General features: G+C 40.5%; 20 protein-coding genes. 11 read left to right on the top strand and 9 right to left on the bottom strand.

Translation table 11 applies throughout. The features are described from left to right. Positions 1 to 173: 173 nt before the first annotated feature. Entirely contained in the window at positions 174 to 1,331 is a 1,158-nt protein-coding gene (locus tag I6E84_RS00435; RefSeq protein WP_197215436.1) for a MalY/PatB family protein, read from the bottom strand. 561 nt (positions 1,332 to 1,892) lie between these two features. Here I6E84_RS00435 and I6E84_RS00430 point away from each other — a divergent pair. Beyond that, on the top strand, positions 1,893 to 2,729 hold the full coding sequence (locus I6E84_RS00430; RefSeq protein ID WP_197215435.1) for a hypothetical protein: 837 nt from the start codon (positions 1,893 to 1,895) through the stop codon (positions 2,727 to 2,729). A gap of 387 nt (positions 2,730 to 3,116) precedes the next feature. Here I6E84_RS00430 and I6E84_RS00425 read toward each other — a convergent pair whose 3' ends face one another. From I6E84_RS00425 to I6E84_RS00415, 3 genes are read right to left on the bottom strand one after another with little or no spacing between them, the layout of a single operon-like run. Then, entirely contained in the window at positions 3,117 to 5,690 is a 2,574-nt protein-coding gene (locus tag I6E84_RS00425; RefSeq protein ID WP_197215434.1) for a hypothetical protein, read from the bottom strand. After that, positions 5,645 to 6,859, bottom strand: coding sequence for a P-loop NTPase fold protein (locus I6E84_RS00420; protein WP_197215433.1), 1,215 nt, complete (start codon positions 6,857 to 6,859; stop codon positions 5,645 to 5,647). Before I6E84_RS00420 ends, I6E84_RS00425 begins: the two co-directional genes overlap by 46 nt. 44 nt (positions 6,860 to 6,903) lie before the next feature. Next, positions 6,904 to 7,704, bottom strand: a complete 801-nt coding sequence (locus I6E84_RS00415; RefSeq protein ID WP_197215432.1) for a crotonase/enoyl-CoA hydratase family protein — start codon at positions 7,702 to 7,704, stop codon at positions 6,904 to 6,906. Between the two features lie 320 nt (positions 7,705 to 8,024). On the opposite strand from I6E84_RS00415, the gene I6E84_RS00410 reads away from it, so the two are divergent. Both I6E84_RS00410 and rlmF read left to right on the top strand, forming a co-directional pair. Beyond that, the gene (locus tag I6E84_RS00410) at positions 8,025 to 8,756 is read left to right on the top strand and encodes a LysE family translocator (RefSeq protein ID WP_197215431.1); all 732 of its coding nucleotides are present in this window, start codon (positions 8,025 to 8,027) and stop codon (positions 8,754 to 8,756) included. 29 nt (positions 8,757 to 8,785) lie between these two features. Continuing rightward, on the top strand, positions 8,786 to 9,844 hold the full coding sequence (rlmF, locus tag I6E84_RS00405) for a 23S rRNA (adenine(1618)-N(6))-methyltransferase RlmF (RefSeq protein WP_197215951.1): 1,059 nt from the start codon (positions 8,786 to 8,788) through the stop codon (positions 9,842 to 9,844). Between the two features lie 212 nt (positions 9,845 to 10,056). On the opposite strand, the gene I6E84_RS00400 is transcribed toward rlmF, so the two are convergent. The 5 genes from I6E84_RS00400 to dnaA all read right to left on the bottom strand — a co-directional run bounded on the left by I6E84_RS00400 (position 10,057) and on the right by dnaA (position 18,061). Beyond that, positions 10,057 to 10,686 (bottom strand): manganese efflux pump MntP family protein, encoded by a 630-nt coding sequence (locus I6E84_RS00400; RefSeq protein ID WP_197215429.1) that lies wholly within the window; start codon positions 10,684 to 10,686, stop codon positions 10,057 to 10,059. A gap of 107 nt (positions 10,687 to 10,793) precedes the next feature. Then, entirely contained in the window at positions 10,794 to 13,397 is a 2,604-nt protein-coding gene (gyrB, locus tag I6E84_RS00395) for a DNA topoisomerase (ATP-hydrolyzing) subunit B (protein ID WP_227681252.1), read from the bottom strand. Between the two features lie 503 nt (positions 13,398 to 13,900). Then, positions 13,901 to 15,106, bottom strand: a complete 1,206-nt coding sequence (gene recF / locus I6E84_RS00390) for a DNA replication/repair protein RecF (RefSeq protein ID WP_197215427.1) — start codon at positions 15,104 to 15,106, stop codon at positions 13,901 to 13,903. 169 nt (positions 15,107 to 15,275) lie between these two features. Continuing rightward, a complete protein-coding gene (gene dnaN, locus I6E84_RS00385) occupies positions 15,276 to 16,451 on the bottom strand; it encodes a DNA polymerase III subunit beta (protein WP_110922142.1) in 1,176 nt (391 codons plus the stop codon). A gap of 167 nt (positions 16,452 to 16,618) precedes the next feature. After that, on the bottom strand, positions 16,619 to 18,061 hold the full coding sequence (dnaA, locus tag I6E84_RS00380) for a chromosomal replication initiator protein DnaA (protein ID WP_197215425.1): 1,443 nt from the start codon (positions 18,059 to 18,061) through the stop codon (positions 16,619 to 16,621). 610 nt (positions 18,062 to 18,671) lie between these two features. On the opposite strand from dnaA, the gene rpmH reads away from it, so the two are divergent. The 8 genes from rpmH (at position 18,672) to I6E84_RS00340 (ending at position 26,097) form a co-directional block, all read left to right on the top strand. Then, on the top strand, positions 18,672 to 18,806 hold the full coding sequence (rpmH, locus tag I6E84_RS00375; protein ID WP_007394757.1) for a 50S ribosomal protein L34: 135 nt from the start codon (positions 18,672 to 18,674) through the stop codon (positions 18,804 to 18,806). A gap of 186 nt (positions 18,807 to 18,992) precedes the next feature. Further along, positions 18,993 to 19,364, top strand: coding sequence for a ribonuclease P protein component (gene rnpA, locus I6E84_RS00370; protein WP_197215423.1), 372 nt, complete (start codon positions 18,993 to 18,995; stop codon positions 19,362 to 19,364). A 1-nt stretch (position 19,365) separates the two neighbouring features. Beyond that, entirely contained in the window at positions 19,366 to 19,746 is a 381-nt protein-coding gene (gene yidD / locus I6E84_RS00365) for a membrane protein insertion efficiency factor YidD (RefSeq protein WP_197215421.1), read from the top strand. A 210-nt stretch (positions 19,747 to 19,956) separates the two neighbouring features. After that, positions 19,957 to 21,645, top strand: a complete 1,689-nt coding sequence (yidC, locus tag I6E84_RS00360; protein WP_197215419.1) for a membrane protein insertase YidC — start codon at positions 19,957 to 19,959, stop codon at positions 21,643 to 21,645. A 266-nt stretch (positions 21,646 to 21,911) separates the two neighbouring features. Next, positions 21,912 to 23,300, top strand: a complete 1,389-nt coding sequence (gene mnmE / locus I6E84_RS00355) for a tRNA uridine-5-carboxymethylaminomethyl(34) synthesis GTPase MnmE (RefSeq protein ID WP_197215949.1) — start codon at positions 21,912 to 21,914, stop codon at positions 23,298 to 23,300. Between the two features lie 84 nt (positions 23,301 to 23,384). Next, a complete protein-coding gene (nrdR, locus tag I6E84_RS00350; protein WP_110922147.1) occupies positions 23,385 to 23,864 on the top strand; it encodes a transcriptional regulator NrdR in 480 nt (159 codons plus the stop codon). An 80-nt stretch (positions 23,865 to 23,944) separates the two neighbouring features. Then, a complete protein-coding gene (ribD, locus tag I6E84_RS00345) occupies positions 23,945 to 25,000 on the top strand; it encodes a bifunctional diaminohydroxyphosphoribosylaminopyrimidine deaminase/5-amino-6-(5-phosphoribosylamino)uracil reductase RibD (protein ID WP_197215418.1) in 1,056 nt (351 codons plus the stop codon). 422 nt (positions 25,001 to 25,422) lie between these two features. Beyond that, positions 25,423 to 26,097 carry a riboflavin synthase gene (locus tag I6E84_RS00340; RefSeq protein WP_110922149.1) on the top strand — a complete coding sequence of 225 codons (675 nt, stop codon included), beginning with the start codon at positions 25,423 to 25,425 and terminating at the stop codon, positions 26,095 to 26,097. The last annotated feature ends 66 nt before the right edge of the window (positions 26,098 to 26,163 follow it).

Here is a 26,163-nt window from a genome sequence, read left to right as displayed (position 1 = left end):
AGATGATGAATTATTCGCGATTATTATTAGAGCGTGCCTTCAATTCACTCGATAGTCGTCTAAATAGGCTAAAAATAAGAACAGAAGAGACAGTAAGCCCAATCATAAGCCCAGTGACAAACAAGCTATCTGCCCCTCTATTCATCAGCCATTTACTAGGCTTACTGCACTTACTACGTAGCATCACCCAACGCTGCATGCATACGAGTCAACCCTTCTAATAGCAATGCTCTAGGGCAAGCGACGTTAATACGCATTTTAAGATGCCCTTCTTCACCATATTTAAATCCCGCACTCAATTCAACCTTGGCAGCGCGAAGGGTGTCATACAGTGCTTGATCGTCTTCAGCATACGCTGAGCAATCTACCCAAATTAAATACGAGGCTTCTGGGCGCATGACCTTAATCTTCGGCAAATGCGCTTCTAAAAACTGCACCGTTAAATCAATATTGGCTTCGATATAATTCAGCGCCTGCGTCAACCACTCGTCGCCTTGCTCATAAGCCACACGCATGGCCGTATAAGCAAATAAATTCAGCTCATATTCATCATTTAGGTTTTGCTGCTGGCTAATTTTTTTGACCAATGCCTCATCTGTTGCAAATATCATCGAGCCTTTGATACCGGCGATGTTAAAGGTTTTGGTCATCGACGTCAGGCTTACGACATTGTGCTCATAGCCTTTTGCTAATGTTAAAAACGGTATAAATGTGTGACCAGTCAAGGTCAAATCTTGATGAATCTCATCACTGACAATCGCCACATTGTGCTTTTTGCAAATCGCAAGCACCGCTTCAAGCTCAGCAGTCGTCCATACTCGCCCGCCCGGATTGTGCGGATTGCAAAGTAGATACAGCTTAACGTCATGCTCGATGATTTTGGCTTCGATATCGGCCAAATCCAGATGATATTTACCCTCGCCTTCTTGTAATGCAGAGAGCACAAGCTTACGACCATTTTGCTCAACTTTGCTCATAAACGGTGTATAAATAGGATCATTCACCAATACTGCTTCACCTACTTCGGTAAAGACATTCATCATCAGCGCCAAGCTTGGCACGACACCGGGTGAGAACAGTATATTCTCTTTGGTTAGCTGCAAACCATAACGACTGCCATGCCACTGAATAATCGAGTCATACAAGCTATCTGTAGGTTTGGTATAACCCAATATGCCGTGCTGCACTGCTTGCTCAACCGAATCTAATATTGGCTGCGCAGCCTTAAAATCCATATCCGCCACCCATAACGGAATCGTGTCATCGCTATAGTGCCATTTGAGTGACCCCGTATTACGTCTGTCGATTACTTCATCAAAGTCGTATTGCATTGGCATTCTTCTTAATTATAAAAATAGTGGTTTAGGGTACAACATGAAGGGCGTCATCGCCAATGGCTTTATGGTTGTTATATGGATAGACGAATGGTTAGCGTGTGTTAGAGCATGACTGTTTGTTCAGCTGTTTAATTACTGTTTACTCATTCGCTTAACCACTTTTTGAAGAGATAGTTGATTCAGTTTAAAAGAGGGTCAAGGCAACCGAGCGCAGATGTATATCTGATACCTCAAGTGAGGTTAACGCTGTCACTCTTTTATAGAGGATTGACTATATAGAATATTGATTGCTTGAACGGTCACTATAAGTTAATGTAAAAGTCGTATATAGTCGGTTCAATATCATTTGGATACAAGGAAGGCGAGTGAAAGTACTACAAATCGTAGACTAAGCGAGACTGACACCGTATCCAATGTATAGGGGATTGACTAGAGTTAAGCTTACCTACCGACTGGAACTAATGTCATCATAGTATGTCAACACTATATACCTGATGGCTTTGATCCATCCAAACTACCTACTAAGCCGTTAAGGCTATCAAAAAGGAATTAAGAATGAAAATGGACTTTCTACCGAATTCAGTGCTAAAAATCAGCGCGCTCACGTTAGCCATCACCGCAACCACGGCATGCACGACGATGGCAACAGGCGCTGAGCATCAAATGTCAGACGCTCCAACCACTGCAACTGCGACTAGCAGTACTGCCATCACGCTTGGCAACGCTGCCACGACTAGCGGCACTAATGATACCGTCGCTATCGGCAGTCAGGCCAATGCAGGTCTGAACTCGGCAACGGCTGTCGGCGGTCAAGCCAATGCAGCAGGTCTAGGCTCAACGTCTATCGGTTGGCAATCAAAAGCAACAGCTGAACGCGCGCAAGCATTTGGTCATCTAGCCAATGCTAGCGGTGTACGCTCTACCGCAGTTGGTGAAGCAGCCATGGCTGGTGGTACTAATGATACGGTCGCTGTCGGTAACAAAGCCAATGCAGGTCTGAATTCCGCAACGGCTGTCGGCGGCGAAGCCAACGCTGCTGGTCTAGGCTCAACGTCTATCGGCTGGAAATCCAAAGCCACAAGCGAGCGCGCACAAGCATTCGGTCATTTAGCTGACGCTAGTGGTGTTCGCGCTACGGCAGTCGGTGAAGCAGCAGCAGCACAAGGTGCAAACTCAGTCGCAGTCGGTAATAAATCTATGGCAGCTGGCATGAATAGCATCGCTATCGGTAACGAGGCAAAGGCAGCTAAAAACAACCAAGTCGTCTTAGGTAATGCCGGACAAGTGCAGTCGAGTACCGCAGCCCAATCAGGTACGGTCAGAATCGTCACTATCGATGACAATGGCACGCTAGGTACGATGATGGTTGATTACTACCAAAAAGCGAAATAGCTAAATAGCTAAATAGCTAAATAGCTAAATAGCTAAATAGCTAAATAGCTATAATTGAATGGTCAACACTGACGCTGTTTTAGTTATAGCCAGTCATACTAGATAAAACAAAAAACCTCGCAATTGCGAGGTTTTTTTGGTTTGTGTGGTTAGTTTGCTTGATAGTATTTTGAAGTGCTGCGTTAGATTTCTTGGTTATCAAAGTTATTATGAAGTAGGAGCCAATCCTGCCATCCGCTATTATCTGCTTATCTAGGCGTGGCGCGGCCACGGTTTGGGGTATTCCTGTTTGGTGACGAGACTGCCCCAAAACCTAGCCTTCGCAACACGTCTATTCAAGCAGGATAGCCGCTACTGTCAGGGCTAAACCGCGTCACAAGGCAACTATTATTCATCAGAAAGCACACGGGTTTGTAATCTTGTAGAGAGCACTTTTTTACCAGCTAAACTACCCTTTGGTCTTGTTGGCTTAGGGATTCTCATTACTATTTGGGCTATATTCAATGCTCTTAGTAAAGTATAGTTTTCATCAGTATTTTCGAACTCAACCTCTTGACCATTAGCTAGTTTTTGATAAGGCTCATCTAATAGTTTCAGTATTTTTAAGACTTCCTGTTTATCTAAATACCTGATTTGTTTTAGCAATAACTTTTTTAGTTCCTCAGAGTCAGCATATTTAAGAAGCTGGTCATAAACAGGCAAAGACACTCTCTCACTTTCATATATTTCAATAATTTTCTTACGAACAGTCTCATTACTTTCTATAAGGTTAATAGCTTTAGACTCAGCTAAAACCTGCTTGTGTTCGTTACTAATTTCATCAGAACAAAATAAGGCTTCGATATCTTCTGGACGAAGCTCGACGGAATCCAAATCATGTATTACTGTTTGATGATATTTAACTAAAAAATCCAAGACAACTTCTTTTGATGCATATTCTTTGACTTGTTCCCAGTTCTCAGAAGTTAAACTTAACTTCCCAAGACGTATTAAAATCTTAGTTTTTTCTTGATTAAGATCCTCTAATTTTGAGTTATCCCAGTTGTTGTTAGTTGTACGTATTAGATTTTCGTATGCTTCATCACTCAATTCACTACATACAAAAAGGTGTTTATCAAACTCAGCTTTAGTGTTTTCCCAGTCTTCAATGCCTAAGATATCTGATTCTGTATAACTAACCATTTGTAAATAACTTCGTCCACTTTCCAGGAATTTGACAAGTGAACCATCTATCTCCCGATAAGCACCTTGATCATCCTGATCTTCATAAGATTCCGAAAAATACTTAAAAACATTTGACCATGAACATTGGACTTTCAAGCTACCGATAAGATAGTTTTGAATTTGATAATTTTTGACTTCACTTATATCTTTAATCTTGGTAGAAGTGAGGTCAATAAATCTTTCTATTATTGAATTTCGACTACCAAACACATTTAATGCTTTTATATAGATATCTTCATCTTCAGAATATGAGGTGTTTTCATCTGCATCTAGTAAAATAACTCTTATATATTCTAATAGGTTTTCAGACCAAATATTTTTAGCTAGATAGTCAATACCAGAGTTAGCCATAAGAGTGACTGGCTTGACCTCTAAGTCAGCGAGAACAGTATCAGGGTCTTCTAAATTATTTACTAAAACTTGTTTTATCATATGTTTATTGATAGCTAGATATCTGTTCTTACCTAGCCAGTTAAGCTCTCTGACCTGAACTTCTGAAAAAGTAGAATGTTCAAGTACTGGCTTAAGAGCATCTGTAAACTCTTGAAATTTATCAAAATTACTATCAAAACAATCCAAAATAAAACTAACATAATCTCTTAGAATATTTAGCTCACCTTTAACATGTTCAGTTAGGTACGGTAATTCTTCATATGACTTCAAAGGTAGATACCTAATAAACCTTTGTAGATTAAATCTCGCTTCTTCCGTATTGTTGTAGATATTTATTTCATCGATAATACTCTCTCTAATACCTACTATTATTGGTATCAACAAGGAGAGATTCTTATCTCTTTTGAAATAGCGCTTTAGAAATTCTATAGATGTGCTAGAGCCATCACAGACAACTTTAACATACTGCTCAAGATATATATTTTTACTATTTTCGGCCAGTAGAAAATCTAACATACTGAAATTTAGAGCACTATGAGTTGATAACTTATCAAGACCTAAATAATTTTCAACTAATTCATCATATTTTTTCAACTCAATCTCAAAGTTTGGTTCGCCAAAAGAATTAACTAAAAGAGCATAATTTTTATCATTCAAACTAATAGATTCTTCAAAGAAATATGAAATATAGCTTTGATATGTTTCATCTATATATCCATTACTGATAAAATATTTCAATAAAGGTTTATCGATAATAATGTCAGTCTGATTCAGTAGTTCTGTTAGCATCATTCTTTTAGTATTTTGGATCTCACTTTTTGTATTAAACTCTTCGTTTGACAGCCTTTCTAACTCACCACTTTCTTTATCTTCGGTATTAGCTAACCTGTATAAATAAGATTTATTTGCATTAACTTCATTTTCAATATCGTTAAAATTGAAACTCACTGTAAAATCTGTGTTAGTCACTTCAAGAGTAATAGCTTGATGCTTTTCCATTTCCTTAAGTACTGTTGTACTAGCAATATCACTTGTATTGTATTTTTCAGAACCAACAACAATATTAATTTTTGACTGGCCTCGGTAATACGCATATTGCATTACACTATCCAACTTTCTTAAAATTGTATAAGAATAAATACTATTTAACTCTTTAATTGAGTTTAGACCATCATTCAAAATCTTATCTTTTTTAATTTCTAATTCAGCGATAGCTTGGTATTTTTCCATTGTTAACATATTAACTATTTTTGGCTTTTCTTTATAGAAAATATCATAGATTTCACCTGAGTTTGAGTTTAGTTTGGCAAACTCGTTTGGATGATAGTTTTTATAAACCACCATTGCAAAAAGCTTATTTTATCTATATCTAAGACTTTAAGTTGATCAAAGTAAACCTCATACTCATTTAAAATGTTTTTTAAAAGTCTCATATCGCTAAAATACAAACAAGTGTTCAACAAAAATTTATTATCAAGTTCGTTTGCTATATTACTATACTCTTTTATGACTATATCATAGGCAGTCGTTGGGTTAACTATAGGTATCACTGGAATGATGTAATCAAAGAATTTACTTCTTTCACTATCCTCAAAAATATCATCGCGAATGGCATATATAAATATAACTCGGTGTGGGCAAGATTTATTTATAATTGAGTTTAGCTCTCTAAGTCTGATAAATATCTCAGTATCATTAAACCTGTCTAAATCTTCAATAATAACAACGTTCTTTCCAGTAGTTTCAAAAAAATATAGTATCTCGTCTAAATGATCATTAAGAATAGATTTCTCTTGCTCGTTCTTGATATTAAATTCAGCGTTGTGAAGGTTGAATTTTATCTCTGTGAGACCGAATCCATAACTGTATATCTTATTAATAATAAATAGCGTGCAAAAAACCAAAATAATTGAATTTAAATATAGATACCACTCTGCAAAACCCACCAACTCAGTTATAAATTTCGCTTGATCAAAAGCATAGATATAACTCCATAGAGTTAATATAAATACCCATAGCGTTACTCTATAAGTTTCTTTCGAGTTTTCCGTAATACGTTTAAATCTTGAGAGTGGAATATCATTTTGAGGTACAGCATAAAAAAATTGCTGTAATATACTTCTTTCAATTAGCTGTATTTTATCTGGTGTTAAATTTTTAATTTCCTTATCAGTAGATGGTGAACTACTATCCGAATCTTCAGCATCATCACTTTCAATATTTTTTTCTACTTTAAATGTTGAAAGTGATACTTCCAAAAACTTCCATTCACCGTTGTCTTTATAGGTCTTTTTAAAGGTATTTAGAATACTACTTTTACCTGAGCCATATATCCCAGTAAGAGCTATATTTGACACAAGCTTATGTCTTAATGCTGCAGCTAATCTCTTTTCATAGCTTTTGTAGCTTGCACTACTCTCAAGACTATCTGAAGGCGAAAGCACCGTTATTTTAAAATCATTACTATTACTTTCTTCAGTTTCTAATCTTTGAGCTGATGAGCTTTGATTCATATTATCTCTTCTGATCTAAATAGGTATGTCTTAGTCTATAGTGTTTAACATCCCTTAAACTCAGCCTCACGTCTCTCAACCATCGCCATCACGCCTTCTTTCGCATCTTCTGAATGAAACAGCGGCGGCAGATAGCTATGGATATTAGCCAATGCAGTCGCGGCCCCATTACGACTGGCATCTTGCGCTGAAGACAATGCACCTCTCACACCCAAAGGCGCGGCTTTGCAGATTTCTTGTGCCAGCGTCAATGCTCGCTCATATTCAGACCCATTTGCCACCACTTCGCTGACCAAATTCAGCCTATCAGCCGTTTGCGCATCGAATGCTTTACCAGTGAGTAGATATGGCATGGCTTTTTGCCAGCCAGCAGCGGCTACAAAGCGTACCGTTGCCCCGCCAAATGGCATGATGCCGCGCTGGACTTCCATCTGTGCAAAGTTGCAGTTGTCACTAGCGATGACCACATCACTATTGAGCATCAGCTCGATAGCCACAGTGAAGCATGTGCCTTTGACCGCCACGACCACAGGTTTGGTGCGCAGTTTTCCACTGATACCCCATGGGTCAATTTGGTTACCATCAAACTCAAACACGCCATCATTTAGCTTGTCTTGCAGCTCGACCAAATCCAGCCCAGCGGTAAAGTGATCACCATGCGCAAATATCAACGCACAGCGTAAGTTGTCGTCTTGCTCGTAGCGAGTCATCGCGTCAGACAGCTGACCAATCATATGACTGTCAAAGGCGTTACGTTTATTGGCACGATTGAGCCCGACCAGGCAAACATGGCCTTGCGTGTTATAAGTGATGCGGTTTTCTGTTGCGTTGCTGTCCGTAGTCATAGTTCTATCCTTGTTGAAATAATCATTATTATGTAATGGGTGGTTATGTCCTTGCGCATCGATAATTTAGATATATCATCAGTCGCAGCAATCGGCTATCTTCAATGTAGTTCTGACCAATACAGGTCTTGCCAATGAAGATGATAATTCGGTAATAGACTCATAGAAATTTGTCGATAAACCCACTTTTAATATAGACACCCTCGCGCGATAACACAAGCAGTAGAACTGCTACGAATAAAGCTCATATCAATATCAGTTGACCCCATTCACGTTAAGTGTAACCATGAGGAAAATATAGACATTACTCAGAGCACTTTATGGAATTTTGGCACGGTTTTTTGCTGATTACTACAGTCCACTTATTGGCTGCAGCCTCCCCGGGGCCTGATTTTGTCTTGGTATCACAGCAGACATTGGCAAAAGGTCGACGCACTGGTTTGATCTGTAGTCTCGGTATTACTATGGGGCTTGCCGTACATATTATATATTCGGTGTTGGGACTGGCGACGGTCATCGCACATTCGCAGCCATTATTGACTACTATCAAATGGTTGGGCGGTGGTTATCTGATTTATCTTGGTTGGCAGGGCATCCAAGCCAAGCCTAAAAAGCCAGCAGGTTTAGCCAACTTAACAAATGCAGCAGACTCAGAAGTAAGTTCAAGCGCTCACGTTTCACAGGATGCGATTATTAGCCAAACTACATCCCCAGCTAAAAATATCTCTACCAAAAAGTTACCTAGCAATAGCGAATCCACTTTTGCTACCTTGCGCCGTGGCTTTTTTTGCAATGTCTTTAATCCAAAAGCGCCCGTGTATTTCGTCGCGATATTCACACTCGTATTGTCACCTGACATACCGCTGTGGCAATTGGCCATTTATGGCGTATGGATGATGGTCTTACAGATGGCTTGGTTCAGTACAGTCGTGATGCTGCTTTCTATCCCTGCGATTCATCGCCGCTTTCAGCGTTTTGAACATTGGATAGATCGCGTATTGGGTACAGCGATGATAGTATTGGGATTAAATCTGATTTTACGTAGTCGATAAGACATTCGTTACTCGTGAAATCTGCTAAAATGGTCGATTATATTCAAACATCAAAGCCACACACTATGACCCGTATTCCAGCAAATAGTACACACAGAAACAGATCGCCGGCGACCGCCAAAAAACTCGGTCAGCTACATCCGCGCAACCCACATCAAGGTCGTTATGATTTTGCGGTATTGACTCGCGCGTTGCCTGAGCTTGCCAAGCATACTATTACCAACCCTAAAGGCGAGCCGACGATTAACTTCTCGGATCACCAAGCGGTACGTGTCCTCAATCAGGCGCTACTGGCCCATTATTATGGCGTGAAGTTTTGGGACATTCCAGAAGGCTATTTGTGCCCACCTATCCCAGGACGTGCTGATTATATTCACTATATTGCGGACTTGCTTGCGCAGACCACTCATGTGAATGCGGATAATACACCGCCAACAGGTAAAGAAATCCACGCTTTAGATATTGGAACGGGTGCCAGTGCCATCTATCCAATCATCGGTAGCCAGAGCTATGGTTGGCGCTTTACCGCCAGCGATATCGATCCAATTTCGGTCAATACTGCTGCGCTGATTTGCGATGCCAATCCTAAGCTTAAAGGTGCTGTAAAAGTCAAACTGCAAACCAATCCTAAGCATATGTTTGCAGGCATCATCGGTCGCCAAGACTACTTTGATGTGGTGGTCTGTAACCCTCCATTCCATGCCTCATTAGAGGAAGCGATGGAATCGAACAGCCGCAAGCAACATAATTTGCAAAGACATCGCGGCAAAAATGAAAACGAGCAAATAAGCCGCAGTTCGACGAAGGCTGGTAATGCGGCACAAAACCTAAACTTCGGTGGTCAGCATAAAGAGCTATGGAGTGAAGGTGGCGAGATTGCCTTTTTGACCAAGATGGCAAAAGAGAGCCAAGATTTTGCAGAGCATGTTGGTTGGTTTACGACACTAGTATCAAAATCTGAAAACGTGAAACCATTACAGCTATTGCTAAAGCAACTTGATGTCGCTCAAATGCGTATTATCGAGATGAGTCAAGGTCAAAAGAGCACCCGTGTATTAGCATGGCGCTTTGGCACTGACGAAGAGTAGCCGTTAGAAGTTTATCTATTTAAGTTTCACGTGAAACAAAAAAGCACCGCTCTACAGTTTAGAGCGGTGCTTTTTATTGAGAATAATAAATTTGGAAAACAACTGATAGTCGAAGAAATCTAAAATAGATACAAGGCAGCCGACTGCAGATAGTACAATTCGTACATCTAAGGAGGGTAACGCCGTAGCAATTTAGTAATTCTTTGACTATATTAACTAAAAAACATCACCTTTAACCCAATTAAAATAAGCACCAGCCCACCTAGCGCTTCTGCTTTATCCTCTAACCACGTACCAGATCGCCACCCCAAATAAACACCAAACAGGCCAAATATAGCAGTGATTAACGCGATGATTAAACAAGCTAACCATGCATTTAGCTCTAACAGATTAAGTGTGAATCCTGCTGCCATCGCATCAATACTCGTCGCAATCGCTAGCGTAAATAAGGTGCGGTGATTGATAGTTTTATGGCCATTATGAATAACTGTCATTGCTTCGCTATCAGCATTTATAGCGTTACCCTTTGTGTGAAGCGCACTATCCACAGCATCTTCTTCATCCGCAGTAAATACTTCGTAAAGCATCTTTCCACCGAGAGCGATAAGAATAAATCCACCAATCCAAGGTGCAGCTGCTGCCAACCAACCTAATAATGCTGCCCCTAATAGATAACCAATAAGTGGCATCACGCCCTGTGCAATGCCAAAATATAAGGCAGCATAAATAGCCAATCGCAGCAGATAAGACTTACTCTGTTTTTGTGACTTAGCACCCAGTCCAATGGCGACAGCGAATGCATCCATTGCTAATGCGATAGCGAGTAATACGACTTCAATCATTTTATTTTTCTCGTACAATGGTCAATTATTTGTTCCACGTGAAACAAAAATACCGCTTTGGATGCCAAAGCGGTATTTTTATATCTTATTAACAGCCAACTCTAAATTTAGATATCTAGGTTAGAAACAGTCAACGCATTCTCTTCGATGAAGATACGACGCGGCTCAACATGATCGCCCATTAGGCACGTAAACATATGGTCAGCGGCGATAGCATCTTCGATAGTGACACGTAGCATACGACGGTTTTCAGGATCCATCGTTGTGTCCCAAAGCTGATCAGCGTTCATCTCCCCTAGCCCTTTATAGCGCTGGATGGCTAGACCTCGGCGTGCATCAACCATCATTTGCTGCCAGAGATAATCGAAGTCACGTACTGGGATATCTTTCGTCGTACCCGCTGTTGCTTCACGGCGGATAAAGGCATCACTTTCAAGCAATGTGTTCCATTCAGCAGATAAGCGCAACAGTTTGCTGTATTCACCCGAACTAATGAAACTCGCATCCAGCAGATAATGATGTGCCAACTGATGCACATAGACAGTGATACGTGGTAACCACTGTGCTTTGGTAGATAGCGCCTCACCGTCGATAGTTTCTTCAGCGACTAATTCTGGCTTCATACCCAATAAATCAGCTGCTGCCGCATCCATATTTTTTGGCTGAGGCGCATGGATATTGATCAGCTCAATCTCAGGACTTAGATCACTACCGAAATGGTCCAGCTGCGTTTGCATGGCGTCTTTCCATGCTTGCATAGCAGACTTATCGTTAGTCATATCCGTGGTCAACTTTGATGTATGCGTCAACGCATCCAAAAGCACCGCCGGGAAACGAATCTGCAAACGTGCTTTGATCAGCTGCGTTTGGTTATAGTCGTTCAGTAGAGTCTCTAACGCTTGGCCAGTGATCGCAGGCGCAGCAGCACTGATATGTAGCTTGGTATTGTCAATTGTCGATGACAGTAGATACGCTTTAAGTGCTTCATCATCTTTTAGATACAGCTCTTGACGACCTTTTTTGACTTTGTATAGCGGTGGCTGAGCGATATAAACATAACCACGTTCGATTAATTCAGGGGTTTGACGGAAGAAGAAAGTCAACAGCAACGTACGAATGTGTGATCCATCAACATCAGCATCGGTCATGATGATGATTTTATGATAGCGTACTTTGTCAGGATTGTACTCATCAGGGCCAATGCCACAACCAAGTGCTGTAATTAAGTTACCTACTTCAGCAGAAGACAGCATTTTATCAAAACGGGCACGCTCAACGTTCAAGATTTTACCTTTTAATGGCAAAATGGCTTGGGTTTTACGGCTACGACCCTGTTTGGCTGAACCACCTGCAGAGTCACCCTCCACAATATATAGCTCTGACAGTACTGGGTCTTTTTCTTGGCAATCAGCCAATTTACCCGGCAAGCCTGCGATATCCAAAGTCGTCTTGCGACGCGTCATCTCACGCGCTTTACGAGCAGCATCACGTGCACGTGCCGCATCAATAATCTTACTCGCAATCGCTTTACCCGCGCTTGGGTTCTCTAGTAGATAGTCATTAAACTTATCATGCATCGCTGATTCAACAGCTGATTTTACTTCGCTTGATACCAGCTTATCTTTGGTCTGACTCGAGAATTTTGGATCCGGAACTTTTACAGAGACGATAGCGGTGAGACCTTCACGGGCATCATCACCCGTTGCAGCTACTTTTTCTTTTTTGAATAATTTTTCACGATCCATATAACTGTTCAGGCAGCGCGTCAATGCTGAACGGAAACCTGATAAGTGAGTACCACCATCTTTTTGAGGTATGTTGTTGGTGAAACATAGTACTTTTTCGTTATAAGTATCTGTCCACTGAAGTGCAACCTCTACACTGATACCGTCATCTTGTTGACTGGTAAAATGGAAGACTTCGTTGACACCGTCTTTGCCAGCATTGATATAGCTAACGAACTCGAGCAATCCACCTTTGTGTTCAAACTCATGACGCTTATCAATGCGCTCATCAGTCAATACAATACGCACACCAGAGTTCAAAAATGATAGCTCACGTAAGCGTTTTGCCAAGATGTCATATTCAAAAATAGTACCGGTAAACACATCACTACTAGGGTAAAAACGGATTTGCGTGCCCGTCTGATTCGTGGCTTCCATCTGCTGAATATCAGCATCAGGTACACCATCGGTATAAGTCTGATTATAGTGATAGCCTTCACGCCAGATATTCATCTCTAGCTTTTTAGATAAAGCATTGACCACCGAGATGCCTACGCCATGCAGACCACCTGACACCTTGTAGCTATTGTCATCGAACTTACCACCAGCATGCAGTACCGTCATGATGACCTGTGCTGCAGATACACCCTCTTCTGGATGGATATCGACAGGCACACCGCGACCGTTGTCCATCACACTGACAGATTCGTCTTCATGGATAATGATGTCAATCTGATCACAATGACCCGCAAGCGCTTCGTCAATAGAGTTATCCACTACCTCAAAGACCATGTGGTGGAGGCCTGTACCATCATCGGTATCACCGATATACATACCAGGACGTACACGTACCGCCTCTAACCCACGTAATACGCGAATATCTTTAGAGCTATAATCAGAGGGTAATACTTCAGGCGCCACAGCTGGCACTGTCGTTGCAGCAATGCTGTCTGATGTTAGTTGCTCGGTAGGTAATGAATCACTCATGTGTCTTCCTTAATCTAGCCATAATCAGCCGTTTGCTATGGACTCACCACTACGATGATGCCTCATAACGTTATTTTAGACTCAACTGTTGTAGTAAAAATCTTCGATACGCATCATTGGCTAAAACATAATTAACCAAGATTTCGTCAGAGATGATATTGACTCAAAGAACACAAAGTCAGTGCTTTATCGCTTCACAATCAGCTTCTTTTTTTTAAACATTATTAAAGCCAGTAGAATAAATTAAACACATACTTATCAAACACTTAGAAACCTGTAAATAATAAAAAATATCTACATAACACTATTAAACAACTTGCTGAAAACAGGATAAAAATAAAGCCTAATTTTAGCATTTTTTTGCTTCTAAGTCACTGTTTACTGACAGTTTTCTTAGTATTGATGACTCTCAAAAAATAAACGATATTGTAGGAAAATAATGGTAGGTATAGAGGATTTATGAGGTTGTAAATCAGGATGAAATAGACAGTATAAGGAAGTTATTAAAGAGGTTGGATATTGCCTTGTTTCACATGAAACATATTAGGATTTGACCATAAATCTTGGATCATTGGCACGATATCATCAGTCAAACTGCTCATAAATACCTGACAGGGCAACTGCGATAAAGTCGATAATAAAATCTCTATTGCCCTACCATCAAGCTCTGCCGTTATATCGTCTAGCAATACGACTGGCGTGGCTCTAGTATTAAATCCGTCTCTCTGTGAGTCAATATTCTGTTCAGCATTGAGCAATAGTGGTAACTGAGACAGCCTTAATGCCGTGATTAACAGCTTCTTTTCCCCACGAGATAGTACATTAGCTGCTTGCTCTTTTAGAGTAGGCAATTTAGCACTGACATCATTTTTTAGCGCTGCACTTGCATACTCACCATTCATCTCTACTGAATCATCAGAATGCCAGTGTACATGGACATCAGCTCGATGGTTACCGATACGAGTGTATCCCAGCTGCAGATCCTGCTCTAATCGCTCGTTAAGCTGCACATCTAACGTAATACTCGTATCATAGCCAGCATTGTAGCTTAAGCTCAATTGTTCGGCATAAGATGGTAATAACTGCTCAATGCTCTCAGCAAAATAAGGCTGCCATTCGGTAAATATCCGCTCGCGGTAATGATGAATGAGTGCTGCATGGCTACTCAATCCTTTATCCCATGATTTCAACTCAGAAAGCTGCACTTGGGTCAAATGTCGCGATTTTTTTAGTAAACTATTGCGCTGTTTTAGCAGTCGTTGATAAGCCACCCACTGCGGATGAAAGCCTTGTTTCATGTGAAACACTAGCCAATCCAATAGCTGTCTACGACTGGCACTACCCTGCTCTAGCATATCCATCGTTGATGGATCTATCAGTAGTGTTGGCAGTTGCTCAGTTAAGATGCTTTGGTTGTAGACAGTAGTCTGATTAAGACGCAAGAGTGTTGTAGCATCAGCTTGTTTTTGGATAGCTAAGGTACTGCTATCATTAAGCTTAGCATGTACAGTGACCATATTTTGATGATGTTGAATATAGCGCTTGGGCTGGTGATGCCGGAAACTTTTGCCTCTGGACAGCAAAAATATAGCTTCAAGTAAGGATGTTTTTCCACTACCGTTCGCGCCGATAATGACGTTACACGCAGCGGACTGTAGATTGACTTGTGTTAGATTTCGAAGGTGTGATATTTGCAGACGTTCAATCATAATACTGATAACCGCCTATTAAAATAGCATATAAAAAGTAGGCATAAGTCGAATAAATAATATAAGTATAAAAGATTAAACTCTAAAAATGCAAATCCACTCTAAGAGTAAATTTGCACTTAAATACAGCTCAAAACTCAACTCTGCCACTCTTATAAAACGAATATCACTATATTCGCATGGGCATAATGACATACTGATGGAATTCATCATTCAGCTGATTAACCAACACAGAAGCATTTGATTGGCTCATATGCATTTGCAAATCACCTTGAATAACGCCCAATACATCTTGTAAATAAGCAGCATTAAACGATAGCTCCATTGGCTCACCTTGATACTTAGCTTGTATCATTTCCACCGCTTCGTCTTGCTCAGCATTATTAGCACGTACTTCTACCATACCGTCACTGGCAAAATTAAATACCACACCGCGAGATTTTTCATTACTCAAAATTGCAACACGACGTAATACATCAGTCATTTTTTCTTGGTTGAACAAAGCCAATTTATCCGTATTACTCGGCATAACACGGCGATAATCTGGGAACTTACCATCGATCAGACGTGCTGTAAACGTGACCATTAAATTATCGCTCACCTGCCCTGCACTATCAACATCACCAAACGGTAAGCTGACTTGCAGAAACTCACGACCAAAACTTAAGGTCACTGGATTATCTTTATCTCCGAGCATTTTACCAAGCTCAGACGCCAAGCGCTCAAGCTCAATGACAGCTTTGCGTGGCAAGATAGCCTGCATATTCAGATCAGCACTCACATCGATGACACTACGCGCTAAAGCCAATCTATGCCCATCAGTGGCAACCGTGGTTAGCTGCTGCTGTGATACATCAAACAACATGCCAGTTAGATAATAACGCACATCTTGAATGGCCATCGCAAACTGAGTTTTGTGAATCAAATCAGTAAGGCGGCTACGGCTGATGATTAATGGTGTGATGTTTTCTGGATTACCCAAGCTTGGATAGTCTTCGGCTGGCAATGTGCCTAATGTAAAACGACTCTTACCGCTAGTCAGTAGGCAACGTTCATTCTCTTGAGTTGCCAGGTTGACTTGCGCTTGTGCTGGTAATGATTTGCAAATATCTTTCAGCTTCGTCGCAGGTAACGTTGTTGTCCCAGCTTCAACACAAGCACCTGCAGGCAATTTCAACGTCGAGGTCAACTCTACTTCTAAATCAGAAGCTGTCAAAACAAGCGCTGACTCAGACAGCTGTAGCTTAATATTACCTAAAATAACCATATTATGGCGTTTATCAGCAGCCTTGGCGATCAAGTTAATGGCTTTTAGTAACGACTCTCGATTAATCGATAATTGCATGCTTAGTTACTCTTATTTAAATGACTGTATTTTTATCAATTCAGAACAATAGCTTAGGCTTAATAATACCTTGTCTACTGACTATAATCCATTAGCTATCTGTGTGCATATACCGTCAATATTATAAACCATATCATCCTACTAAAACATAGTGATACTGTGGCCTACTAACCTGCTTGCAACATTAGCGCTAGGGTCTTGTAATCCTTATCAAACGCAGGATCTGCGGCTCGTAGTTCATTAACTTTATCACAAGCATGCATCACCGTTGTGTGATCACGTCCACCAAATGACTGACCAATCTCAGGAAAACTATCCCCCGTCAATTCACGTGATAGAGCCATCGCAATTTGGCGAGGTCTAGCAATACTGCGCGTGCGCTTACGACCCATCATATCTTTGATAGTCACATCATAGTATTCAGCGACTACTTTACGAATATTATCCATATTAACGGCTTGCACACGCATCGCGACGATATCTTTTAGCGCATATTGCACCATTTCAAGCGTTATCTGTGCACCTGTTAAATTCGCATTGGCAAACACTTGATTTAGCGCACCTTCTAATCGCCTAACATTCGACACCACATTTTGTGCGATAAATAGTGCGCATTCCTTAGGTAACACCATTCCATATGATGCTGCTTTTTTCTGCAAAATTTGAACACGAGTATCAATCTCAGGTGGATCAACTGCTACGGTCAAACCCCAAGAGAATCTTGATCTAAAGCGCTCGTCAAACTCAGTCATTTGTGATGGATGACGATCAGAGGCCAAAATGAGTTGTTTATCACCACTGGTAAAATCTGCAAACAATGTTAAAAATTCATTACTACTTTTGGTCTTTCCAGCTAATACATGAATATCATCTACAATTAATAAATCTACTTTTTTAATTTTCTTTTTAAAATCTTCTATTTTATTGTTTCTTAATGAATAAACTAATTGATTAATAAATTTTTCAGAAGTGAAATAATAAAAACTTTGATTATTTTTTAAATAGCGATGTGCTACAGAATGCATTAAATGGGTTTTTCCCAAACCAGAAGGGCCATATATAAATAGAGGATTGTGACGATTTTTCGACTGACGTTTACCAAGCTCATAACAAGCTTTGTAAGCAAGGTTATTAGACTTACCCGTCACGAAGGTTTCAAAAGTAAACTCAGGATTAAGATAACTAAGTGACTTAGCATCAGCAGAATCAACTAGTTCTGCATGACGCATGTTGGCATCAATGTCCGCTTTCGCATTATTGTGATGGATCGTCTCAAAATTATGTTCTGCTGGGGGAGGGGAGGGCTTATCTTCTGCAAATAAAGACCCTGACTGTGGTTGGTTATCGTCGATATCACGACCTGCATTATCAACACGTACGATAACCTCTTCAATACTTCCTTGGCTATGCTTGGCGACCAATTGCTGGATATCTTGCAAATGGTTCTTTTTAATATAAGTGACAAAATAATCGTTAGGGGCAAGTATTATAAGGGTTTGAGCCTCTTGATGTGCTGATAATGGTCTCAACCACATAGTAAATACATTGTCTTTTACGTTATAGCGTAAATCGTTTAAACATTTATCCCAAATATTTGCTGTGTCTATCATGAAAAGTACTAACCCTATAATTTGAAATAACAGATATCTCAACGGTATAAATCGCTATTAGAGCACTAATGCAGTGCCTACTTGCTAGACCGAAGATAGTCACTGTAAACCGAGTAAAACTACACGTCGAGTAGGTAGCTAATTTAACACAGTTACCCTGTGGATAAAACCTTGTTTTTTGGGGATAAGACTGTGGATAGTTTTGTGGACAACTTCCAACCTTGAGTTATCCATATTTAACCCACAGGTTATCCACAGGTTTGCCCATAGCCTAGTATTTTGATTATAAAAAGAAAATTAGAGTTAACCACAGATAATAAGGCTCCCAATAACAACAATACTTATATATATTAATAGTTAATTATTATAGAGTTTGAGACAAACTGTGGATAACTTTTAAATATTAGTTTCACAAACTAGGTTTACTGAACAGTTAAACTAATGCTAGTTATTTCTACTTATCAAAAATCAGCTACTAAAAACTTGCTTCTAACAATAGTAATTTTTACCTGTATAAATACTGATTAAATTAGTTTATTGACCAAGACAGTATCTGGTGGTATAATCCTCCGTTATTACGAATTTAGTCCATTATTTTGATAGGTGAGTTATGAAACGTACATTCCAACCAAGCGTGATCAAGCGTAAACGTACTCACGGTTTCCGTGCTCGTATGGCAACTAAAAAAGGCCGTCAGGTCTTAGCTCGTCGCCGCGCTAAAGGACGTCATCGCCTTACTGTATAATCAGTAGATTGCGATAAGCATGGCTAATTGTGCTTGTTGTGTCTCTATTATTCATAGATTGCGATAGTCAATCATCACAACTGACACTTAGCCATATATTAAAAGCGCCCAAATAGGCGCTTTTTTTGTCTCTATATTTTACTATTATTTCCAATCTTGCTATTAGCTCTTATACTAGGTCTTAATATGCCAAATACTGTTTCAGCTACACCTACCGCACATTTCACTAAAGAGCAGCGACTGCTAACACCAGCGGCCTTTCGTGAGGTGTTTGATGCGCCTGAACGTAAGATTCACCAAAGTCATTTGATGGCCTTTGTACGTACTAATACTCATGATAAACCGAGAGTTGGTATGGCTATTACAAAGCGCAAAGTACCTACTGCAGTCGCTCGAAATCTAATTAAACGTCAAATACGTGAACAGTTCCGATCAAAGGCTTTTAGAATAGAAAGTAAAGACATTGTTTTTATTGTTAAGAAATCAATAAAAGACATAGATAAAAAAGAATTAAAAAATCAAATAAATAATATTTTTAAAAAAGTAGAAATAAAATAAAATGAATTTTTTTATAAAAATTAATAAAGTTATTTTTTATAAATTTTTATTAAATATAATTAATTTTTATCAAAAAATAATTAGCCCAATGATACCTGCTCGTTGTAGATATTATCCAACTTGTTCAAATTACGGTAAACAGGCTTTGATGTGGCACGGTGTCCGATCTGGCAGCTGGCTACTGTTAAAACGTATTGGCAGATGTCACCCTCTAGGTGGGCATGGCATTGATTTCGTGCCACTACCTTTAGCTTCTTACCAATATAGTTACGTATCTTTTGCTTGCTTACCACATATAAACGTTCAAGGATTGGGTGTTTATCGAGATAGCAAAAGCTATGTTTCACGCCTTAATCATTTAATGACGTTAGGATCGAAGTGAATATCGATTGGCTTTGATATAAAGACCAAAGAGTTACCCACAAGTTATCCACACTCTTGGTATCATTTAAGGCTGATTTTTAGTAAAATAATGCACATTTTATGTAAATGACTCGCAATACTGTTGTTAAACATCAGGACAGCCGTGCTGTACAGTCATGACACATGCCCTAATTTTTCATTCCCTAATTTTTTAATCTAGGAAAGGTTTATGCAAAAGATATTTCGGGTGATGATCATCATTGCGATGCTAATCACCGCTTATCTGCTGATTTTGGCATGGCGAGATGATTATGCCGATGCACCAGCGGTAGATGTGCTGCCAGAAACGACCACTTCAGTGGGTGCTGACATTCCATCTTCGACCGGTGCAGCAGGTGATATTCCGGCACAGACACAACCTGTCGATAGCGACACAGTGACTGCGACCCCTACTCCTGCTAAAGACACAGGTCTAATCACGGTTACGACCGATCGCTATGATATAAAAATCAATCCAGAAGGCGGCGATATTGTTTATGCTGCTCTTAAGCAATATAACGCGAAGCTCGATAGCGATAAGCCTTTCGTATTGCTAGAAAATAATAGCAATCGTGTATACGTGGCTCAGTCTGGTTTAATTGGTCAAGATGGTATTGATACGGCAGAAGGTCGTGCCAATTACAGTCATACTGCCAATAATTATGTAATGGAAGAAGGGCAGCAAACACTGTCTGTACCGCTAACTTACAAAAAAGATGGCGTGACAATTACCAAGACCTTCACCTTTACTGAAAGTAAGTATCCGATTGATATTAGCTATCAAATTCAGAATACCTCTACCAATGCTTGGCAAGGTCAGATGTTTGCGCAGTTAAAGCGTGATGATAGTAAAGACCCTGGTACGTCTGACAAAGGCGCATTGAGCATGGCTACTTATTTGGGCGGTGCTTGGGGTACTCCTGACGATCCTTATAATAAGCTGAAGTTTGGTGACTTTAGTGATGGCGAGTTGACGACGACCAGTGATAAAGGTTGGGTTGGTATCGTGCAGCATTACTTTGTATCTGCATGGACGCCTGAAAACTTTACCGGTAATTTCTTTAGCCGCGAAACGGGTGATGATTACTTTATTGGTTTTAATAGTCAGCCTATTAATGTAGCACCAAACAAGCAGTTGACGTTGAATGCCACATTATATGCTGGTCCAAAAGTACAGTCTGAACTCAAAGAAGTTTCGGTAGGCCTCAACAAAACGGTCGATTATGGTCTGTTATGGCCAATATCTAAGATCTTGTTTGCTATCTTGGATGGTATTCACAAAATCATCGGTAACTGGGGTTGGTCAATTATTCTATTGACGGTGCTAGTTAAAGTTGCCTTGATGTGGTTCTCTAACAAGAGCTACTACTCAATGGCGAAAATGCGAGCTATCGGACCGAAACTCAAAGCGCTCAAAGAAGAGCATGGCGATGATCGTATGAAGATGTCGCAAGAGATGATGGCCATTTATAAAGAAGAGAAAGTCAATCCAATGGCGGGTTGTTTGCCTATTCTGATGCAAATGCCGATTTTCTTAGCGTTATATTGGGTACTGGTTGAAAGTGTTGAGCTGCGTCATGCCCCTTGGATCTTGTGGATTCAGGATCTATCATCGATGGATCCATGGTTTATTTTGCCACTACTAATGGGCGCGTCCATGTTTATTCAGCAACAGCTTAATCCGCAGCCAGCTGATCCAATGCAAGCAAAGGTTATGAAGTTCTTACCGATTATCTTTACTGCATTCATGCTGTTCTTTCCAGCGGGTCTGGTTCTATACTGGACTGTGAACAACTTGTTTAGTATGACTCAGCAATATATCGTCAATAAAAAAGTTGAAGAAGAGCAAAAGCGCCGTACTGTGAAAGTACTGGACTAACTAGCTCTAGCTTATGAATTGATAGAAAACCATCGCTACGGCGGTGGTTTTTTTATGCGTGGCACATATCTATTGCCTTTAACTTATTCTCAATAAAAAATAAAAGAAACGTGCCACATGCTCAAAGTATCACTATGTAAAGTTTGCTTTGTCAGTCAGTGCTGAGGCGTCTATAATGGGGTTTTTAGTTATTGAGAGTTATAGTGGATTCCCTAGAAAACGCGTCAACCTCGCCTCATTCATCTGATAAACCTAGCTCGGCTGGATTGGCTACGATTGCAGCCATTGCAACACCGCTTGGCCGTGGTGGTGTCGGCGTTATACGTTTGTCAGGTGCGCGTGCGTATGATATGGCCTGTGCCTTAACAGGTAAGTCTGCCTTTACGCCACGTATGGCCAGTTTTTGCCGATTTTATCAGGCTGATGGCACAGTGATTGATGAAGGTTTGGTGCTGTATTTCAAAGGTCCACATTCATTCACCGGTGAAGATGTGATTGAGCTGCAAGGGCATGGTGGCATGATTTTGCAAAATCAGTTGCTAGCTCGTGTGTTTGAGTTGGGTGCAAAACAAGCCAGTGCAGGGGAGTTCTCTTATAGAGCTTTTGATAATGACAAATTAGATTTGGTTCAAGCAGAGGCGATTGCTGATGCGATCGATGCGACCAGTGCGGCGGCAGCTAGTAGTGCTATTCGCTCTCTCAGTGGTGAGTTTTCACAAAAAATTAATCAACTGTTAGAGCAACTTATTCATCTGCGCTTGCACGTTGAAGCGGCTATTGATTTTCCTGATGAAGAGGACGTCGACTTTTTATCTGATGGTGTGATACAAAATAAGCTTGAGCAAACACAGGAAAAAATACAACAAGTACTAGCAACGGCAAAACAAGGCCAGCTGCTACGTGATGGCATTCATGTGGTACTAGCAGGTAGACCAAATGCAGGGAAATCAAGCCTGCTCAATCGTCTAGCGGGTCAGGAGAGAGCTATCGTTACTGACGTAGCAGGGACTACCCGTGATACGCTGCAAGAGACAGTAGTTCTCAATGGGCTCACACTTCATTTGACTGATACGGCAGGTCTACGTGATACAGAAGACACGGTAGAGCGTATTGGTATTGAGCGTGCACGCACGGCTATTACTCAGGCTGATATGCTGCTGATGGTCTACGATGTTACTCGTGATGTCGAAGAAGAGAGTACACCGTTGCAACTCGCTGAGCAGTTATTTGGTGAGCTACCAGAGGCTAAACGCTTACTAATCATTGCCAATAAAAGCGATTTATTGAGCGATAATAGTAGTGAAAAATCTGCTTCTATGACCCGAGCTGAAATCACAGATAGAGGCTACGAACAAGTTAATGTTTCATGTGAAACAGGTGTTGGTATCGATAATCTGGTCGAAACATTGTGTGCTAAAGTGGGTTTTCATCCACCAGAAAACAGCCTCATTGCTCGTACAAGACATTTGGATGCTCTTAGACGGACTGCTAACTTTTTGGCAGAGGCTCATGAGCAGTTAACGGTCTTTCAAGCCGGAGAGTTAGTTGCTGAAAGCTTACGTCAAGCACAGCGCAGTCTGGGCGAGATTACAGGTGAGTTTAGTGCGGATGACTTACTAGGTAAGATTTTTGGTAGCTTTTGTATTGGTAAATAATAAAGTACTAATATTATTTACTTTTCTAGCACAGGTCTCATAAATAAAGACTTCGACTCTCAATATTAAAACAAGGAAAATGTGATGCACTGTCCGTATTGTAATGCGTCAGAGACTAAGGTTATTGACTCGCGTCTTGCTGCGGAAGGTGCACAAGTTCGCCGCCGCCGTTCATGCAATAGCTGCCAAGAGCGGTTTACTACCTTTGAGATGGTCGAAGTCGTGATGCCAAGAATTATCAAATCAAGTGGCAAGATTGAGCCTTATGATAATGAAAAGTTGCGTCGCTCTATTTTATTGCCTTTGCAAAAGCGTCCTATCACAATTGATGAGCAAGAGGCGATGATTAGCCGAATTGAGAAGCGTGTTAGACAAATGGGTGAGCGTGAGATTAGTAGTAAAGTCTTAGGTGAAATAATCATGAGTGAACTCAAAACACTAGATGATGTCGCTTATGTGCGCTTTGCTAGTGTCTATCGGGACTTTCAAGATATTGATGCTTTTCATCAAGAAATTGCGAATATCCGCCCAAATGAAAAACAATCGAACGAAACTGATAAATAAGTCATAGTTACTCTATTAATCAGGTCTCAAACACTTACTTTCTTATATAGAACCCTCAATTATTGATTAAGTTTACTGCTATGTCTATTCAAAACCATGCTCAAAATGCACAAGATCGCTACTTTATGATGCTTGCTATTGAGCAGGCAAAGCAAGGTTTGTATACCACAAGGCCCAATCCTGCAGTGGGCTGTGTCATTGTCCAAGCAGGAGAAGTAGTCGGACAAGGATTTCATCCCAAAGCAGGTGAGCCTCACGCAGAAGTATTTGCGATCAAAGAAGCAGGTATGAAGGCAGTAGGAGCCACAGCTTATGTAACTTTAGAGCCTTGTAGTCATACAGGGCGTACACCACCTTGCGCATCGGGTCTCATTAATGCGGGCATAAAGCGTGTTGTAATAGCAGGCCTCGACCCTAATCCACAAGTTGCTGGACGCGGCATAACGTTGTTAGAGCAGGCTGGTATTGAAGTTATAGTTGCTGTACTGACAGAGCAAGCAGAAGCCTTAAATCGCGGGTTTCTAAAGGCGATGCGTACTCAGATGCCTTATGTACGTCTAAAAATTGCTACCAGTCTGGACGGTCGTACAGCGATGGCATCCGGTGAGTCAAAATGGATTACGTCAACAGCTGCCCGTGAAGACGTGCAGAAACTGCGGGCTCAAAGTGGCGCGATTATTACGGGTAGTGAAACGGTTATTGCAGACGATCCACAGCTTAATATACGTTCTAGCCAATTAGGTGTGCCACCTGAGCAAGTGCCGCCACCTCTCGTAGTAGTGCTCGATAGACGTCAACGGCTAGAGAATAATCTAGAGTCTAGTCATCAGTTATGTCGTCGTCCAAATACACTATATTGGCGTACAGATGATCTGACTACACTATTAAAAACATTAGTGAGTGAGTATCAATGTTATGACGTGTTAGTAGAGGCTGGTGCTAGCGTCGCTGGTAGCTTTTTAAGCCAACAGTTAGTGGATGAATTAATCGTCTATCAAGCACCCTGTTTATTGGGCGCACAGGCCAAACCGATGGTCGAGTTCAATCCGCTGTCTTTAGCAGAGCAGCTACGTTTTAGTGTTAGTAGCCATGAACGGGTAGGCTCTGATCTTAAGTTAACGTTGTTACCTCTATAAGCCATTGAGTGTAAAGGGTTTATCTATAATTTATATCTGGTGTGGGCTAAATGTGGATAAGTAATGTTATATAACCTAGGTTTCACATGAAACTGTGTATAACTTTGTTTCACATGAAACTTATATTATACGTCTACATACAATAATATCAATAAAAACAATTAAATCAATAACTTAAACTTAATTTACAAGTAGCTTGTTCTATTCTTGAATTTTATTTTCCTGTGGATAACTTGTTATTATCGAGGGTTTTTGGCTTACTAAAGGTTGATTTATCATTACTTATCCACAAGTTATCTCATAATGAGCATAGAATTAGCTTAGGTTTCACTAAAAATTTAGTTTGGACAAACACTACCAAAATACGAATGAATTAAAATATATTGTCGATAACGGCAGTATTACAAAGAGATGAGGCCAATATGTTTACTGGAATTATAGAGAGTGTGGGAAAAGTAAAATCTATGCAGCCTACGGGCGGTGATATACGTTTGACAATAGAATCTAATGATTTAGATTTCAGTGATGTGAAACTGGGAGATTCGATTGCCTCAAATGGCATTTGTTTGACGGTGGTAGAGTTCGGCAGCAATCATTATTCTGTTGATGTTTCACGTGAGACAATTGCTCGTACAGCGTTAGAGACATTAAAACCCGGTCATATTGTCAATCTAGAAAAAGCCATGCTACCAACAACACGTTTCGGTGGTCACATTGTGGCTGGTCACGTGGATGGCGTTGGGGTAGTAAGCAAGATACAACAAGATGCACGCTCTATCTATATTGAAATCGAAATACCACAAGAGCTGGCACATTACACAGCGACTAAAGGCTCTATTACGATTGATGGCATTAGCCTGACAACCAACCTTGTACGTGACAATATTGTTTCTTTAAATATTATTCCACATACGGCGCAAGTTACCAATATCGCTAAACATTGGCTGGTTGGAAACAAAGTTAATATCGAAGTGGACATCGTTGCACGCTATTTAGAGCGTTTATTGAATAAGTCGCAAACGGGCGGTATGAATGCGCCAAGTCCACAAAGTCAGATTACGGAAGCTTTCTTAGCAGATAATGGCTTTATGAAGTAATCGCTAACCATATAAAAATAAGTATTTGAGCAATTGAGTAGCTGCCTAATAACATACTACTCAGTT

The sequence above is a fragment of the Psychrobacter sp. SCQQ22 genome (assembly GCF_015864605.1).
GTDB classification, from domain to species: Bacteria; Pseudomonadota; Gammaproteobacteria; order Pseudomonadales; family Moraxellaceae; genus Psychrobacter; species Psychrobacter fozii.
Note: the sequence above shows the minus strand (reverse complement) of the source record. Positions and strands in the feature narration are given on the sequence as shown.